This window comes from Exiguobacterium sp. ZWU0009, from assembly GCF_000798935.2.
Lineage (GTDB): Bacteria > Bacillota > Bacilli > Exiguobacteriales > Exiguobacteriaceae > Exiguobacterium_A > Exiguobacterium_A acetylicum.
In genome coordinates this window covers 1384008-1400033 of the sequence record NZ_CP018057.1, presented here as the reverse complement: position 1 = coordinate 1400033, position 16026 = coordinate 1384008, and the positions used below count along the sequence as shown (strand labels likewise).

Genomic DNA, 16026 nt, shown 5'->3' with positions numbered 1-16026 from the left:
ATTTCGTGAAAGGAGTTCAACGAATGCGCGACTATACATATACCTATCTCAAAAGTCTCGCCCTGCCGATGGAGACCGTCCGTTTGATTGGACGGATCAATGAGTACAAAGGAAAGCAGGATCTCTATAAACAGCAAGCGCCTCAAATCCTCAACACCTTACGCGATGTCGCCGTCATCCAGTCGACGAAAGCCTCGAATGCGATTGAAGGAATCATCGTCACGGAGAGTCGTCTTCAAACTATCATGTCAAAGTCAGCTGATCCCGCAGATCGTTCCGAGGCAGAGATTGCTGGTTACCGGGACGTCCTCAACCTGATCCATGCCTCAGCCGAGGACATCCCGGTCAATGCGAACATTCTGTTGCAACTACACAAGGAACTCTATAAGTTTGTCCCCGTCGAAGGTGGGCGGTGGAAGAACGTCGATAACGAGATCAGCGAGACATACCCGGATGGCACGCGCCGGACGCGCTTCATTCCCGTTCCAGCATTCGAAACTCCGGCAGCGATGCAGACGTTATGTGACAGCCTACGTGAGCGTCGGCAACACGAGGACGTCGATCCGCTCATCCTGACGAGTCTGTTCGTTCTCGATTTCCTATCCATTCATCCTTTTAACGACGGGAATGGTCGGATGGCACGATTGTTGACACTCTTGCTTCTCTATCAGTATGGCTTCGAGGTCGGACGCTATATCAGTCTTGAGAAAATCGTCGAATCACGGAAGGAAGATTACTATGAGTCACTCCGTCTCTCTTCTGTTCGTTGGCACCAAAACCAACAAGATCCGTTCCCTTGGATCAATTACTTGTTGAGTACGATTCTTGCTGCCTACAAAGAACTCGAAGATCGCGTTGGATTGGTCACGACGGGTAGTCAAAACAAGAACAGTCGGATTCGTCGTTTCGTCGAAGGACGAATCACACCATTCACGAAGGCAGACGTACGGAAAGCGTGCCCCGACATCAGTGAGGCAACAATCAATCGCGTGTTGCGTGACTTACGTGACGAAGGGATCATTGCCCCATCAGGTCTTGGTCGGAGTGCAAAATGGATGAAGAAATAACCTCGAGTTGGATTGCGATATTGAAGAAAGCCCACACTATGACGCACATGTGGGCTTTCTTCTATCGTGTACTCAGCAATAGAATGAGTACTTTATTGATTTGATGTGTTTTTTTTAAGAGACTTTTTAGAAAAAATACCTTCCGTTATTAGGAAAATGACAGCAATTGCCACAGACTTTATTCCGTATTCGACCCATGTATCAGTCGACTTCGGTATTCCTTCAAAAAACATTAGAAAAATAAGAAAAAAAATTGCTGCGAAAACACTTTCTAAAATTTGATTTTTCATCTTTCTGTTTCCCCTCTCAATTCCTCATACTTTATTTTACTTTTATAGAAGCAAACTACTTCTCTTTTACTATATTTATATAATTACATTTATTTTTTACCAATTCAACTTAAAAAGGTTTATCCTATTTTTAATGAGAAGACAATTACTTTCTACGCAAGAAAAATTATGAAAAGAAATCGTTGATATCTCGTTCGATTTGGATGAATTGAGAAAAGGTATCACAAAAGCATTTTTTCGCTCAAAATCGCCTTCTAGAGAAATACAAGCAGAAGCAACAGTGCAAAGCTTACGCCTGGAAAATGATTCGAAACGAACGAAAAAGCGCAACCCTTCTCCATTAGAGAAAAATCGCACTTTGTCTTCAGTCTGAATCGACCAACTTCAGGTGATCTTTCGTGTACCTATTACTTTTCACTCGACTTATCCTGCAGGAAGCGCTCTGCCAAAAGCACGAAAACGACTGCTGTTAGGACGCCAAGCACGCCTGGTAACACCAAACGATCGGATCGCTGAAAAAGGCAGTTGGGATAAGTGCTGTCATTCCCCACTTCACACCCTTCAAAATCGCAAGCGATAGGAGTAAGATCAGGAAGATCGTTTTCTTTTCGACACCTGCGAAAAATTGTCGCTCTGCTTTTTTATCAATCTTCACACCGAGCCACGTTAACATATGTAGCACCTCTCTTCTCGTTTCTTCTACGTTTCGACTAGACAGGTTGGTTTCAGAAATCACAAAAAAACCACTCTGCATCTTGTCAGAGTGGTCCATCATGTTAAATGTCTAGTGTCTTGATGAAAGCTTTCAGTTCGTCACGCATCTCTGCATCTTTCAACGCGTATTCAATCGTCGTCTTGACGAAGCCGAGTTTCTCTCCGACATCATAGCGGTTGCCTTCGAAATCATACGCAAAGACTTGGCTATCCGCATTCAAGCGTTCAATCGCATCCGTCAATTGAATCTCACCGCCCGCCCCTTCTCCTTGATTCGCTAGATAATCAAAGATATCCGGTGTCAGTACGTAACGCCCCATGATTGCGAGGTTTGATGGTGCTGTGCCCAGAGCCGGTTTTTCGACGAATTTTTTCACGTCATACAGTCGTCCGTTTTGCGAAACAGGATCGATGATGCCGTAACGATGCGTATCTTCCGGACGGACTTCTTGTACACCGATGACCGATTTCTCCGTCTGTTCGTAGACGTCCATCAATTGTTTGATTGCCGGATCGTCCGACTCAACGATATCGTCCCCGAGTAAGACTGCGAACGGTTCGTTCCCGATGAACTGTTTCGCCGTCAAAATGGCATGACCGAGACCTTTTTGTTCTTTTTGGCGGACATAGAAGATGTTCGCGAGGTTCGTCGAGAATTGAACCTTTTCGAGTAATTCCGTCTTCCCGGAGTTCTCGAGCGTGATCTCGAGTTCTTTTTGGTTATCGAAATGATCTTCGATAGCCCGTTTGTGTTTACCCGTGACGATGATGATATCTTCGATACCGGCTTTTGCCGCTTCTTCGACGATATACTGGATCGTCGGTTTATCGAGAATTGGTAACATCTCTTTTGGCATGGCTTTTGTCGCAGGTAAGAAACGTGTTCCGAGTCCTGCTGCTGGAATAATGGCTTTCGTGATTTTCTTCATAACGTTCATCCTCTTCATCGTTCAAGTAGTAGGTTTAGTTGCTTAACTCTTCTAGTAATCGTCCATAATTCTTTACAGCCGTCTCAAGGTACAGCGATGGTTTCGTCTCGACACGTTCGAGTGGTCGTTCGACGAGTTGCACCATCGCGGCAGCAAAAGCTTCCATGTCATTGGCTGGAACAAGGTAGCCGTTCTCGCCGTGGGCGATGATTTCGCGCGGTCCGTATTTGACGTCATAAGAAATGACCGGACAGCCGACATTAATACTTTCCATGACCGTCAGTCCAAATCCTTCAAATTCACTCGTCAACAGTGATGCTCTTGATTCCCGGAACACTTCTGCCGGATTCGACGTGAAGCCGTGGATTTCGATATCGTCCTGTAAGCCAAGCTCTTCGATCAAACTCTCCATCATCGCCAGTTGCCCTTGTTCGTCCATGCCGTAGAGCACAAGCTTCGTCGCGTGACCTGACTGTTTGAAAATCGCATAACTCTTAATTAAATGATCCATCTGTTTTTGCAGACCGAATCGACCGATGAAACAGAATTGATCCTTGACCTGTTCCCGACGTTGCACCTGTTCTGGGACGATAAAGTGCGGAATGATTGAAATTTTCTCTTGCGGGATGTTATACCGCTCCAAAATGTCTTCTTTTTGATGATTCGTCAGACTGATGAAACGTGTCACTTTATCGGATTCCGAGAACATTGTCGCGTACGATCCTTTGACGGTCGAACCATCCAAGTGTGAGTTATGGATGACCATGACTCGTTTGACATCTGCTTTAATGTTGAGAATCGAACGGTCGAGTAAACGCGCATCGACGAACAAGACATCACCGTCTTTGAACAATCGATTGAAGTAATACTCAAATAAGTCCTTCTCTTTTTTAAACGCTTTGTACATTCTGCCATTTCGGTACAATTGAATCAAGATGAGCTTCGGGCGCGCCATTTCATTGTAGAACTTCTTACAATAGACATTGCCTTCCGAATCATACAGCTCTTCCATCATCTTTCCATGATGGACCGGCGAATAGATCGTCTTCCGGTGCAATTGACCGTAGACGTTGTATTCCCAGCGTTCGACTTTTTTACGGGAAGCGTTCGTCATGAAATCCTCGAATTCGACGACTTGCGTTTCAGGGTAAAATTTACGGTAGAGGACATACTCATCTTCCTCATCATAATAACGAACGGCGTCACTGCCTTTTTTCTCGACGCTTTTCAATCCTTCGATTTCACGCGCTGTTTCTTTGATGATCGGTTTGTTGCGAAAACGAGTCGTTGGAATACTTAACAGTTTGTAGTCAGACAGCCAATCGTAGATATTTTCAAATTGTACTTTCGGACCGACCTTCTCTTCCGTTCGGAACAATTCGTAGACTTCCATGTAGTTGGCATTGTAGTTCGTCGTAACGATTGTTGAACCGGCGCCAAGTTCTTGTTCCATGAGTGCGATTCGACTCAATAACGACTTCGTTCTACCACCGTGTTTTGGTGGTAATGTCGATGTTACCGTATACAGCATCTGTCATTACTCCCCTTCACCCTTCAAGATTGATCCCTGTTTTTTTTCTGTGAGTTCAACCTCTATATATAGCCGACTTTGCTTTTTCATAAACCTCTTGCGATACTAGTCGCATTTACCAATACAGTTTCTATTTATCTCCTTTTTTACGAACAAAGTCAATCGGTTTTGCATAATATCCAATCATTGTCATGATTCTGCAACCAATGTTCTGTCGAAGATACGGTAACGTCTGTCTTTTCCCAATATCATTCAGCCAGTAGACTATACTGCAGTGGTTTCCAATCAATCTACATCTTTGCAGAAATCGGAAGATATTGTATGGTAAGTGATGTAGTTTAAGAACGACTGAATCAGAGTATGAAAGGAAGCCATGCACCAATGAAAATCATCTGTCGTGATCATACGTTTTTGATCGAGAATCTTCCGCATCAAAGTCTACAGTTAGCGATCAATGAACAACTGATCCCGCTCCAAAAAATAGAGACAGCCTTTGTGCTATCGATCGATACATTGCTCGATATCTTCAAAAAAAAGAATCATCCTGTTAAATTCGTCGATGAATCCGGAACACCAATCTCGTTCAAACATCTTTCGGAGCCACTAGTCATCGCACCAAATAGCTACATTAAACAAGGGAAACATTCCTATTTCATTTTCATCGACCAAGACGATGAGCTCAGTCTGATCTATAACAAAAAACCGTCCATCATGAATTTTTATGATCAAGACGTCCTATTTGAGGGTATCACTCGTCAAGACGACGTGCTTTTATTGAAGTTTTCGTTTCACTCGAAGTATTTCGAAGTGAAACAGCCACGTTGCTTCATTAAAATCAGACATCAGGAACAAAAAATCGCCCTTCCGATCGAACGCTTTAGCGTCACACCGGTCGATGCACGACGTTTCAAAACAGAGGTCGAAGCCGTGATCGAACCAGAACTCGTTGAGCAGTTGCTCGGTGACCGGTACAACTACGACGCGTTCAATGCGAACATCTATGACCTCATGTTCGGATTTACGATTCGTGAGATGCCGATCTCCGGATTCACACCCCGGATTCGTCACTTCAAAAACCATCCGGAACTCTTGAACGATGAGCACTGGTTATCGTTAAATGAGCAACATGACGTGTTGGTCCGCCCCTATTCAACCGTGTCGGAACGCCTTGCGATGCGTCTGATCCCAGTGCCGGTCGAGACCGTCGAGTATTACGCGAACCCTCAACCGTTACTTGGACTGGATCCAAAAAAGAAGACAATCATCTGTTTTGAATATCCGGATAAAGCACAAGATAACGGGATGATTTTCTTCAAATATCTCGTCGACCAGCATCAGAAGCGCTTCAATATCTTCTACATCATCAGTCGATCGAGTCCGGATCTCAAAAATCTTGTCGGATATGAGAACCATATCGTGTTCTACAAATCACCAGAGAACATCGAGGTCGTCCAAGCAGCAGACATCCTCTGCCATACGCATTCTTCAAGTTATGCCTTACCGTTCGCTACCTATCACACGGAGGCATTGATCCAAACGAAACAAAAGCTGTTCTTGCAACACGGTGTCATCGGATCAAAAGATGTCAGTCATATTTATGGGAAAAAGATGCCGCATCCATTTACCGATTTATTCGTCGTCTCCTCGGAGCGGGAAAAACAACTCATCGCCCGCGATTACGGTTTTCATCCTGACGAAATCATCGTAACGGGTCTCGCCCGATTCGACCACTTGATCACGGAACGATCACGTTGGCTCAAGCGATACAAGAATCGGAAGAAGCTGTTGATCATGCCGACGTGGCGACCGAAACTCGATACGTATTCAGACGAACAGTTCATGGAAAGCGACTACTATCAGGAATTTCAAGCGTTGATCACGGACGAACGGTTGAAAAGCTTAGTAGTGGACAACAAAGTTGAAGTATCGTTCTACCTTCATCGAAACTTTCAAAAATTCAGCCACTTGTTCCTCTCGGACTTCGTCGATGTCATCAGTCAGGATGCGTTCACAGTCAAGGAGCTACTTGAAAATCATCATATGTTGATCACCGATTATTCAAGTGTCGGTCTCGATTTTTCCTTGATGCATAAAAAGGTCATCTACTACCGTCCATCTGTCTTAGTTGGCGAAGATAACGCCGGCGAATCGACGGATTTGTTACCAGGAGACGTCATCGAAACAAGAGACGCCTTGATGGAATCACTGCGCGAATCGAAGATGCCTAAAAAGTTCAAACGTCATCTCAGCCATATCTATGCGTTTGACGATACAAAAGCAAGTAAACGGATTTTCGAAGCGATGCAACATCATTTTCAGCTATAACAAATAAGGAGCAACGAGACGGCAGACCGTTTCATTGCTCCTTTTTCACCGACGAAATTCCAATAAGACCCCGTCGGCAATCTGTGAGGACTGTTTTAACAACTCCCGCTTGACTGGATCAATCCAGTAATACTGAATCCGCTCACCAAACGTAACTTGAACGCAAAGCGTCTCTACGTGTTCGCCTGACTCAGTCGTCAATAGTTCGTTCCGCAGAGGATGCACCTGAATCGCCACCTCACGTCCGGAAACGGCACTAAAGCCGCTAAACGAGAGCGTCGAATCGACAGCTAGTGGTAATGCTCGCAACAACAATTCGATTGAAAATAAATCAACACGTTCGGTATGAATCGACAGGACAGACTGCTCATTGCCTCGCGTAATCACGACTTCATCCGCTCGATACAACGCATGCACAGTTTGAACACCAGCTTGGTACTCGACGAATTCGAGTGGCGCATAACTTTCTGCATCTATCGTCAGGCAGATCATTCGATTACCGATTTTTTCTGATACCAATTCTTGCTCCCGTACCAAGATGGATCGATGTGCTGTTTTTTCTAACCGAATCGTTTCGTAGGTCTGTCCAATCTGAACCGATTCTCCTTGTTCTATCCAGTAGACCTGTTTTTCGTCTTGTCCCTCAATGAGGGGATACGTCATCCGTTTTACATTCATATCTCATTCTCCCTTTCTATGATTCCGGTGACAGCCAACCGATGAATCGCTGCTTGTTGGACTTGCTCTAGCGTTTTCGCTGTCGTATCAATCGGATGTACCGGAAACTGTTCATACCAGTTTTGTTCGAGTTTCCAGAGCGGTACATGTTGTGCGAAAGATTGGCGTGTTCTCGTCTGATCGGCGTCGCGCCGCTCACGTAAGAGATGATCTGGTGCTTGTAAATAAAGAATCAGGTCGGACCGGCATCTTCTTAATGCCTCTAGTTCTGTCTTTAAACGGAATTCCATATCCCAGTCATGCCCATGTACCTGTGGATAATGAAGCGTATAAAATTCAAGATCTTCTGGACCACGATCTAATATGATGTGTCCGTCAGGAAAATGGTGAAACCGTTCGAGTTCCGCTTGAATGAACAAGCGCTGATTCTCAACAAATCCGTCTTCGGTACGGATGTCTAATCCGAGCTCCTTTCGTTTTTGAACGATCGGATATGGATTTTCATAATAGACATATAACTCCGGGTAAGCGTCTTCAAGGGCATGCGCAAGCGTCGTCTTCCCGGAAGCCATTGCCCCTTGAATCGAGATGATGGTTCTCATGAATGGCGTTCCTCCTACTTGTATATACTTTAAGTATTAAAAAAATAAGAGCTGAGGTCTGGATGACTGATCAATTCTTTTAACCGACTTTGTTCAGCATCCGGTACTTGCTCAAGCGTCCTAAGAATGGCCATAAGTCGTAACCAGTCTACAAGGTTCGCTAGCTGAATTGACGAAACAGCTTGATAGCAGTCGAGGTATTCGCGACAGACGTATCGTCGTACCTCGTCCGGCACTGCTGTTTCACCTGCTATTCGTAACAAGAGCAACGTCCGCGCGACATCCGCGATCGGTGGACCTGTCGTCGCATCATGCCAATCAATGACGACGAACGTTTCATCTACTGTCACGAGGATGTTCTGAAAATGGAAGTCCCCGTGGAGCAACGCCTGCTGTTGAGGAATGTGAAGCTTCTCTAAACATCGTTCCGCCTTCAAGCGTAACTGGGGTGATAGATGACGTATTTTTTGTTTGGCGACATCGTGCCATTTAGGCGCTACACGCGAGTGATGCTGATGAATACGTTGATGTATTGTGGCGAAGGCGTTAAGAAAATCCGTTATTCGCTCAGGTTCAAACAGGTCTAATAATTCGTTGCCGTCGATCCGCTGCATCTCAATGAACGGCGAATCTTCTAATTCAACGGCATATACGTTTGGCGTCGGGATAGTCGTCCGCTCAAGTTCTTCAAGCATACGAAATTCCTGTACGATTCGCTGTGTTTCAATCGATTCGCGGAAGTATTTGCGTACTCGTTCGTCAGAGATTGTCATCACGGTTGCGGTAGAACCTTTATTTACGTTAGTCATCGCCATATTTCTCCCATCACTTATTTCGTTATGTCGTTTCTCAAATCATCCAGCCAATCCTTCTAATAAACGCATCACTTTTCCATCTTTTATCGTCTTCTTGATGCTTCAGGCTGAAACGCGTCCCAGTGCAACAAAAAATCTTGAATGAAAAGTTCATTCAAGATTCTTGTTTTTTAACTGTTGCTTCAAATGGAGACGTGATGCGCTGTCCGGTATTTTTGAACATACTCCATCAAGATCGGTCGTTCCGGTGGATTGAGGTTTTCTGGTAGCTGATCCATAGCGAAAAAACGTAATTCTGCGACTTCTGACGGATCCCGAACGATTTCTCCCGTATAGACCGTACACAGAAATGCCGAGATGACATTGTAGACCTCATCCCCATGCGGATACTTATAGTAAAACGCATCACCCGAATAGACGTTCAATAATTCGAGATGCTCCGCTTCAAGACCGGTCTCTTCCCTTAATTCTCGTTTTGCTGTCTCTACGAGCGTCTCCCCGATCTCAAGAGCTCCACCAGCGAGTCCCCAGCAATCGTTATCTTGCCGAAGTTGTAATAAGACTTCTTGTTTATCGTTGATGACGATGACACACGCCCCTGCCATGACGAGTGGTCGTGTCCCGACGAGTTTACGTAATTCTGTGATGTATCCCATGTCATTCAGTCCTTTTCCATTTAAATCACTCTCGTTCGGACACGCATCCGTTTGAGTCCCGTCAATAGAAGACACAACAAGATGATGCCCGAAACAAAGAGTACGTACGTATGAATCGTAAAGAGGGAACGGAAATCGATTACGGCAACATTCTGTTGCACCTCAATCCAACTACTTAGTATGATTCCACTGATTGCAAGTAAGATGAGTACTCCGACCTGTCGGCGTGTCAACGCGACATACGTCAAGACGCGCATGCCTTCACGGATCACGAATGGTAGGAGAACGAGGAGTGCTGCGACCGGTAAGATGACCGGGTCACCGCCTTGCTGAATCGGCATTGAGCGGGTCAAATAGCCAAACAGAAAAAAGAAACCACATACGAACAATAATAATCCGAACGCGATACTCGCATTCACCGCTTTGTTCATCTTACTTCCCTCACTTTTTAGAATAATGAATTATGAAGAAACGGTACTTTGATTCCATACGCCCGCTGCGTCAAGCCGGACTCGATGTCTGTCGTCGAGTTCCATCTCGATCGGACTGACCTTCGCCGTCTTCGGTGAGAACAACCATGTCCGACCTTCTGGGACGAGCAAGATATGCGTTCCATCCGCGACCGGTCCCAGGAAGTTGAGTGACGCACCGTTGAGCGGACGTTCCCGTCGCTCGAGAACGCCGATCTCTGCTAACTGCTCACCCACTTCAAGCACATCTTTCACCGTCAGACTCATCTCACCAATCCCGAGGATGTCGGATACATCAAACGCCAGTTCATCTTTAGATGGATTGATTTGATGCCGCGCGATCAGTTCCAAGACATTTTCATCTGGATCATAAAAATAGCAGGAATGTGAGTCCGTGAAGTCAAAATAAATCTCGTCCTGTCCGTCTTCGATCAAGAGTGGTATCCGTTCTACAAGCCACGCTTTTCCTTCTTGGAAGACGTTTTCCGGAATGTTGAACGCCATATGGTATTGCGTATCAACATCGTCCGTCTGTCGATATGTCAGCAGATCGGTACCGATCTGCATCGTAAACGACTCGTTCGTTTCTGAGACGAGCGGGAATCCGATCTGGTTTATGTAAAAAGCCTTCATCGCCTGTAGATCGCGTGTCACAAGAATGGTTTTTGAAATGTTCAAGCTGATGACCTTCCTTCATTTGCAGTAAAATTTATCAAAAAGCGATATGCTTTATTTTACCACTAATGGTAAAATCATGACGGATGGAAAGTCTGATTTTTCAGATATTTTTATGCCTGAGAGGATGTTTTGATGAAACTATTAATTGCTCAACCGAAACGCGAGACTGGGCTCGCACAATTCGAACACGAGATTGCCGCTTATCCTGAAGTCGATCTGATTGTCTACCCGGAAGGCTATTGTACGGTCACGGAACTCGAACGCGTGCAACATCTTGCCAAACAGTTCGAAACAGCCGTCGTCACGGGTTACAAGGATGAAGCGAATCTCGACCGTGCCGTCATCATCGATGCGACCGGGAAGATTCTCCTTGATCGCGCAAAAACACCAGAAGCCGGACCGCTTTATACACCTTCAACAGCAAACGACGGGTCGTTCCGCTATGGATACGTCCTCTGCCGCGAAATCTTCTTAGGAAACGATGGGCTACGCGAAGAATCCGGACTTGATCTCATCTTCAATCCGATCGGTGTCGGCATGTTTAGTGAAGAACAGTATGCCGAGTGGTCTGGTGAAGCGCGTATCATCAGTCAGGCGCAACAAGCACTCATGATCGGGACGAGTCATGCTGATGGTTCGTACCGTAACTGTGGTTTTTCAATTCCGATTGCGTTCGTCTATGACGAGACTGGTGAGCCGTTACTGTTGTCTCATAACGATACGCGGACACGTCTGTTTGATACGGTCACGCGTCACGTCGAAGTCGTCGGTACACCGTCTTTATCGTAAACAAACACACGCTTCTTCCGGTCAGAAGAAGCGTGCCATTCCTTCAGGAGGTGCTCATATGTCTCAAACAGGTCGTGCGTCGTTCTTTTGGAAACGGTACTTCTATGTTTTCTTTCCTTTGTTCATCATCGGGGTCAGTCACGAATCGTACTTGGTTGATAATCCGTTAGCTAACCTTGAGGACATCGGTGAGTTCGTCTTCTTCTTTTGTCTTTATCTGTTTAACTTTGCCGTCCTTGCCGCTCTATTGACGAATCTGTGGTGGTTCTTCCTTCCGACAAAACCCGCTCATTCCGAAACCGATTTTTGATAAGAAACGAGTGTCGACCGTTCATTGAGTGGTTGACTGACACCAGTCAATCGGTAACCCATCTTCTCATAAAAGTAACAGTTACGTGTCTCTTCGCGAATCGTCCGCAGTTCCCATATCGTTGCAGTCGGATACGCTGCTTCAACGAGCTGTAATGCGCGTTGGGCGATCCCTTTACCTTGACGGGCTGGATCTAAAAACATCGGACTGATCGCGTAGCGACTCGGTGCTTTCGCAACGACACAAATCCCGCCGACGACGACATCGTCGACGATGATTTGATGAAACGTACTACTCGGATGCGTGATCCGGTGAATGACACGATCAATCGATTCGTTCGCCGGATTCGTCGCAAAATCTTGATACCGCTCGAGCGTCTCTGAAAATGCCTCGAGTTGAAGCGTGTGAAGCTTCGGAGCGTCTGTAAGAGACGCTACCTTTAATTGAATGTCCAATGATACTCTTCCTCTCTTAACGGAACCACTCCCAAAATGGTGTGCCTTGCGCGACGATCAAGTAGTCGAGCCATCGCTCAAAGCCGAACGGCATCGTGTCTTCTTCCCATTCCTCGAAATTAAGAAATTCCCCACTCCAGATCCGATTTCCTGCCGGGCGATTCATCTCGTAGACGATCCACTCCCCGTCTGGTCCTGCGCCGATCGCTAAGAAGTTTTCAGGACATTCCCAAATCTCGCTATACGTCAGGCAATCCTCGATCGAAAAGAGTTCGAATCCATCGTTATACGATAACGTTTCGTGCTGAAACAGCTTCGCCCCGTTATGTTGACGTAAGAACGTCTGATAGTCGTCTGCCGTCCACTCAGGTAACAGCGCGAGCTGTTCGTCCGTCGCTCCTCGGTTAAAGATGAAACGTTCTCGCGCGACGTAACCTTCTTCTTTTTGAACCTCTAACAAACCGTCGACGAGTCGACCTTTTAATGCTTCTAATGCAATCATGATCTTCTCCTTAACAATATTCTTTCGTTGGTGCGAACGAGACACCGACATCGTGTCCGCCTAGCTGGACATCCCCTGCTCCTTGTAGCGGTTCAGTTCGAACGGAGGATAAGGCAAGGTGTTTAAATAACAAAGGCTCAAACGTCTCGACAATCGGTTGGAACGTCGCATCGACCGACAAGACGAGATCGATTCGTGCGTCCCGCGATAATGCTTGTGCCTTTCGTTCCGACTGGATATAGCGAACGAGCTCTCGCATCCAGCGTTCCTGCTCCAGTGCTTCCGTGATCCGCGTATCGAGCGTCACGGTGAGTCCACCACTCGTCGCAGCAGCAAAGCCCGTCTTGACGATTGGTTCAACGATGACGTCTGCTTGACGCACTTCGACTTCATCGCCTGATGCGGTCTGGTAGATCAATCTTCCTGTATCGAGCAAGTCGGAAGTCTCCTGTGCAGACAATTGTTGTAGCCATTGATGGATCGCATTCGCTTGCTGTGCGAATTTTGCTCCGGCTGCGCGGAAGTTCAGTTTTAGACGAAATCGTGTCGTCGCTTGCGTCGTCGGGACGATTTGGACGTCTTTTACATTCAGTTCCTCTTGGATGATTGCCGTATAGTCCGCCCACGAAAAGGTTTCGCTCGATTGGACGCTTAGGCTAGCAAGCGGTTGTTTGACTTTTAAGGCATGCGTATTACGAACTTGTCGTCCTAACTCGACGACAGACACGATTTGTGTCATCTCATATTCCAGATCAGGTCGGAGCATCTTTGGATCGACAACCGGATAATCCGCTACATGCACGCTCATTCCTGTTAATCGCTGATAGACATCATCAGCAAGGTACGGCGTGAACGGAGCGAGTAGTCGTGCCGTCGTCGAAAGTGCGAAGTGGAGCGTCGTGTACGCGGCTTGTTTCTCTTCCGACCAGTCAGCTTGCCAGAAACGTTCCCGAGAACGGCGGATGTACCAGTTACTGATCTCATCGACGAGTTGCGCGAGACTCCGTGCTGCTTGAGTCAATTGATAATCGTCCATCGCATCCGTCATGTCTTGCGTCGTTTGATGGACACGCGAGAGCAACCATTCGTCGAGACGCGTCCGTTTTTGCGGACGTGAGCCATCAAATCCGTCCAGTTCTGCATACGTCAGATAGAACTGGACAGCATGATCAAGCGTATCGACTAGTTTTGATTTTGCTTCTTGGACAATCCGCTCGGCAAACCGTTTCGCACTCCACGGACTGCTGTCGACGAGTAGCGCCCAGCGCAGGCTATCAGCACCATATGCTTCGATCAATGCCACCGGGTCGAGGGCATTCCCACGACTCTTCGACATCTTCTGCCCGTTCTCATCAAGGACGTGACCGAGTGCGAGGACACGCTTATAGGCAGGCTGTCCCGTGAAGAGTGTTGAGATCGCTTGCAAGCTGTAGAACCAGCCCCGCGTCTGATCGATGCCTTCGATGACGACATCGGCTGGATAGCGGTTAAGCGTCTGCGTCCGTGACGGATAATGCTGTTGCGCGAACGGCATCGCTCCGCTATCAAACCAGACATCGATTACTTCTGGTGTCCGGTGCATCACTCCCTGACACGTCGGACACAAGACCGATAACGCATCGACGTATGGTTTATGCAACTCGACGGATTCCGTCGCTGTCGTCGTCCGGTGCAACAAGTCAGCCTTGTTTTTTGGAACGAACGTCGTGTCACACGCTTCACACTCCCAGACGTTCAGTGGTGTGCCCCAGGAGCGATTACGACTGATGTTCCAGTCGACGAGTTGCTCAAGAAACTTCCCGAACCGCCCTTCCTTGACGTGGTCGGGATACCACGTCACAGACGCATTGTTCGCAAGGAGTTGTTCCTTGACGGCCGTCGTCTCGATGAACCAGTTGTCTTGTGCGTAATAGAGCAGTGGCGAGTCACATCGCCAACAATGCGGATAACTGTGCGTATAGCGTTTTTTCGCAAACAAGCGTCCCCGTTCAGCGAGCAGCTGGATGATCGCGACGTCTGACTCTTTGACGAATCGACCAACGAGTGGTGGAACGGCATCCGTGTAACACCCAGCAGCATCGACGACGTTAACGAATGACAGTCCGTTTTCCCGGACGACCCGGTAATCCTCTTCCCCATACGCTGGGGCAAGATGGACAAGTCCGGTTCCACTCGTCGCTTGGACAAAGGAAGCCCCGACGACCGTGTGACCATTCTCCGGCGTCACGAAATCAAACGGTGGTTCATAACGCAAGCCGACGAGTTCCGCACCAAGCTGTTCGGATACGACCTCGACGGATTCCGAGAACAGTTCAGCGACTAACGCTTTTGCGACAATGAATAGCTCTCCTTCAAACGATACTGTGACGTACGTCAATTCCGGATGAACCGCCACCGCGACGTTTGCCGGTAACGTCCATGGTGTCGTCGTCCACGCAAGTAGAAACGTCTGCTCCATGCCGACGATTGGGAGTTTAACCGTCGCCGATAAGTCCGTCACGTCCTGATAGCCTTGCGCGACTTCATGGGAACTGAGTGACGTCTGACAGCTCGGACAATACGGTGATACACGATGTCCCTTCGTCAACCAGCCTTTGTCATGGATCGTCCCGAGGATATGCCAGACGCTTTCGATATAATCGTCCTCCATCGTCACGTAAGGGTCATCCATGTCGACCCAGTAGCCGAGTTTTTCCGTGAAGGAACGCCACTGTGCCTCGTAGGAGAAGACACTTTCCTTACAGCGTGCGATGAATGCTTCAACACCGTAGTCTTCGATTGCTTGTTTGCCAGAGATCCCGAGTTGTTTCTCGACACCGAGTTCGACCGGTAGTCCATGCGTATCCCAGCCGGCTTTTCGCTCGACCCGAAACCCTTTCATCGTCTTATAGCGGGCGACGGTATCCTTGACGGTTCGTCCGAGCGCATGACCGACGTGGGGTAATCCGTTCGCAGTCGGAGGTCCTTCGTAGAATACGAATTCCGCTTCCGTGCGTTGCTTAATCGATCGTGCGAAGACTTGGTCTTGTTTCCACCTGTTTCGGACACGCGCTTCGCGTTGTTGTTCGGTTTCTGCTTGGTTTTGTGACGTCATCTCTTGTTCGCTCCTTTGTCGATAACTAAGAGAATACAAAAAAGTCCGCCCCCTTTGACAGGGACGGACTTCACCGCGATACCACCCATATTCCGCCGAGAATACTTGTTCTCGACAGCAC

General features: G+C 47.3%; 17 protein-coding genes and 1 other annotated feature (1 of these 18 cut by a window edge). Of the genes, 4 read left to right on the top strand and 13 right to left on the bottom strand.

What is annotated here, in order from left to right; all coding sequences use genetic code 11:
- Window positions 1–23 precede the first annotated feature (23 nt).
- Entirely contained in the window at window positions 24–1067 is a 1044-nt protein-coding gene (locus L985_RS07190) for a Fic family protein (protein WP_029341467.1), read from the top strand.
- Between the two features lie 92 nt (window positions 1068–1159).
- On the opposite strand, the gene L985_RS07185 is transcribed toward L985_RS07190, so the two are convergent.
- The 4 genes from L985_RS07185 to L985_RS07170 all read right to left on the bottom strand — a co-directional run bounded on the left by L985_RS07185 (window position 1160) and on the right by L985_RS07170 (window position 4531).
- Window positions 1160–1357 carry a hypothetical protein gene (locus tag L985_RS07185; protein WP_047395794.1) on the bottom strand — a complete coding sequence of 66 codons (198 nt, stop codon included), beginning with the start codon at window positions 1355–1357 and terminating at the stop codon, window positions 1160–1162.
- Window positions 1358–1826: 469 nt separating this feature from the next.
- On the bottom strand, window positions 1827–2030 hold the full coding sequence (locus L985_RS07180) for a hypothetical protein (protein WP_047395796.1): 204 nt from the start codon (window positions 2028–2030) through the stop codon (window positions 1827–1829).
- Window positions 2031–2133: 103 nt separating this feature from the next.
- Entirely contained in the window at window positions 2134–3000 is an 867-nt protein-coding gene (galU, locus tag L985_RS07175; protein ID WP_029341464.1) for a UTP--glucose-1-phosphate uridylyltransferase GalU, read from the bottom strand.
- A gap of 34 nt (window positions 3001–3034) precedes the next feature.
- Entirely contained in the window at window positions 3035–4531 is a 1497-nt protein-coding gene (locus L985_RS07170; protein WP_047395798.1) for a glycosyltransferase, read from the bottom strand.
- A 381-nt stretch (window positions 4532–4912) separates the two neighbouring features.
- On the opposite strand from L985_RS07170, the gene L985_RS07165 reads away from it, so the two are divergent.
- Window positions 4913–6856, top strand: a complete 1944-nt coding sequence (locus L985_RS07165) for a CDP-glycerol glycerophosphotransferase family protein (protein WP_047395801.1) — start codon at window positions 4913–4915, stop codon at window positions 6854–6856.
- Between the two features lie 45 nt (window positions 6857–6901).
- Here L985_RS07165 and L985_RS07160 read toward each other — a convergent pair whose 3' ends face one another.
- The 6 genes from L985_RS07160 to L985_RS07135 form a co-directional block, all read right to left on the bottom strand.
- Entirely contained in the window at window positions 6902–7534 is a 633-nt protein-coding gene (locus tag L985_RS07160; protein ID WP_047395806.1) for a hypothetical protein, read from the bottom strand.
- Complete coding sequence (locus tag L985_RS07155) at window positions 7531–8136, bottom strand: AAA family ATPase (protein WP_052169505.1); 606 nt, start codon at window positions 8134–8136, stop codon at window positions 7531–7533. The genes L985_RS07160 and L985_RS07155 overlap by 4 nt, the downstream gene beginning before the upstream one ends.
- Window positions 8137–8165: 29 nt before the next feature.
- Window positions 8166–8945 carry a phosphotransferase family protein gene (locus L985_RS07150; protein WP_047395808.1) on the bottom strand — a complete coding sequence of 260 codons (780 nt, stop codon included), beginning with the start codon at window positions 8943–8945 and terminating at the stop codon, window positions 8166–8168.
- A gap of 188 nt (window positions 8946–9133) precedes the next feature.
- Window positions 9134–9607, bottom strand: a complete 474-nt coding sequence (locus L985_RS07145) for an NUDIX hydrolase (RefSeq protein ID WP_047395812.1) — start codon at window positions 9605–9607, stop codon at window positions 9134–9136.
- 20 nt (window positions 9608–9627) lie between these two features.
- On the bottom strand, window positions 9628–10038 hold the full coding sequence (locus L985_RS07140; protein ID WP_047395817.1) for a hypothetical protein: 411 nt from the start codon (window positions 10036–10038) through the stop codon (window positions 9628–9630).
- A gap of 30 nt (window positions 10039–10068) precedes the next feature.
- Complete coding sequence (locus L985_RS07135; protein ID WP_047395819.1) at window positions 10069–10755, bottom strand: hypothetical protein; 687 nt, start codon at window positions 10753–10755, stop codon at window positions 10069–10071.
- Between the two features lie 132 nt (window positions 10756–10887).
- On the opposite strand from L985_RS07135, the gene L985_RS07130 reads away from it, so the two are divergent.
- Window positions 10888–11544, top strand: coding sequence for a carbon-nitrogen hydrolase family protein (locus tag L985_RS07130; RefSeq protein ID WP_047395821.1), 657 nt, complete (start codon window positions 10888–10890; stop codon window positions 11542–11544).
- Window positions 11545–11602: 58 nt separating this feature from the next.
- Complete coding sequence (locus tag L985_RS07125; RefSeq protein ID WP_052169506.1) at window positions 11603–11854, top strand: hypothetical protein; 252 nt, start codon at window positions 11603–11605, stop codon at window positions 11852–11854.
- Here the strand turns inward: L985_RS07125 and L985_RS07120 are convergent.
- The 3 genes from L985_RS07120 to ileS are packed head-to-tail and all read right to left on the bottom strand — an operon-like array spanning window position 11833 to window position 15905.
- Entirely contained in the window at window positions 11833–12309 is a 477-nt protein-coding gene (locus L985_RS07120; RefSeq protein ID WP_047395826.1) for a GNAT family N-acetyltransferase, read from the bottom strand. The two genes, L985_RS07125 and L985_RS07120, sit on opposite strands and share 22 nt — an antisense overlap.
- A 16-nt stretch (window positions 12310–12325) precedes the next feature.
- Entirely contained in the window at window positions 12326–12811 is a 486-nt protein-coding gene (locus L985_RS07115) for an SMI1/KNR4 family protein (RefSeq protein WP_047395830.1), read from the bottom strand.
- Window positions 12812–12821: 10 nt separating this feature from the next.
- Window positions 12822–15905, bottom strand: a complete 3084-nt coding sequence (gene ileS, locus L985_RS07110) for an isoleucine--tRNA ligase (protein WP_052169507.1) — start codon at window positions 15903–15905, stop codon at window positions 12822–12824.
- A gap of 56 nt (window positions 15906–15961) precedes the next feature.
- Window positions 15962–16026, bottom strand: a binding site (T-box leader) (it continues 181 nt past the right edge of the window).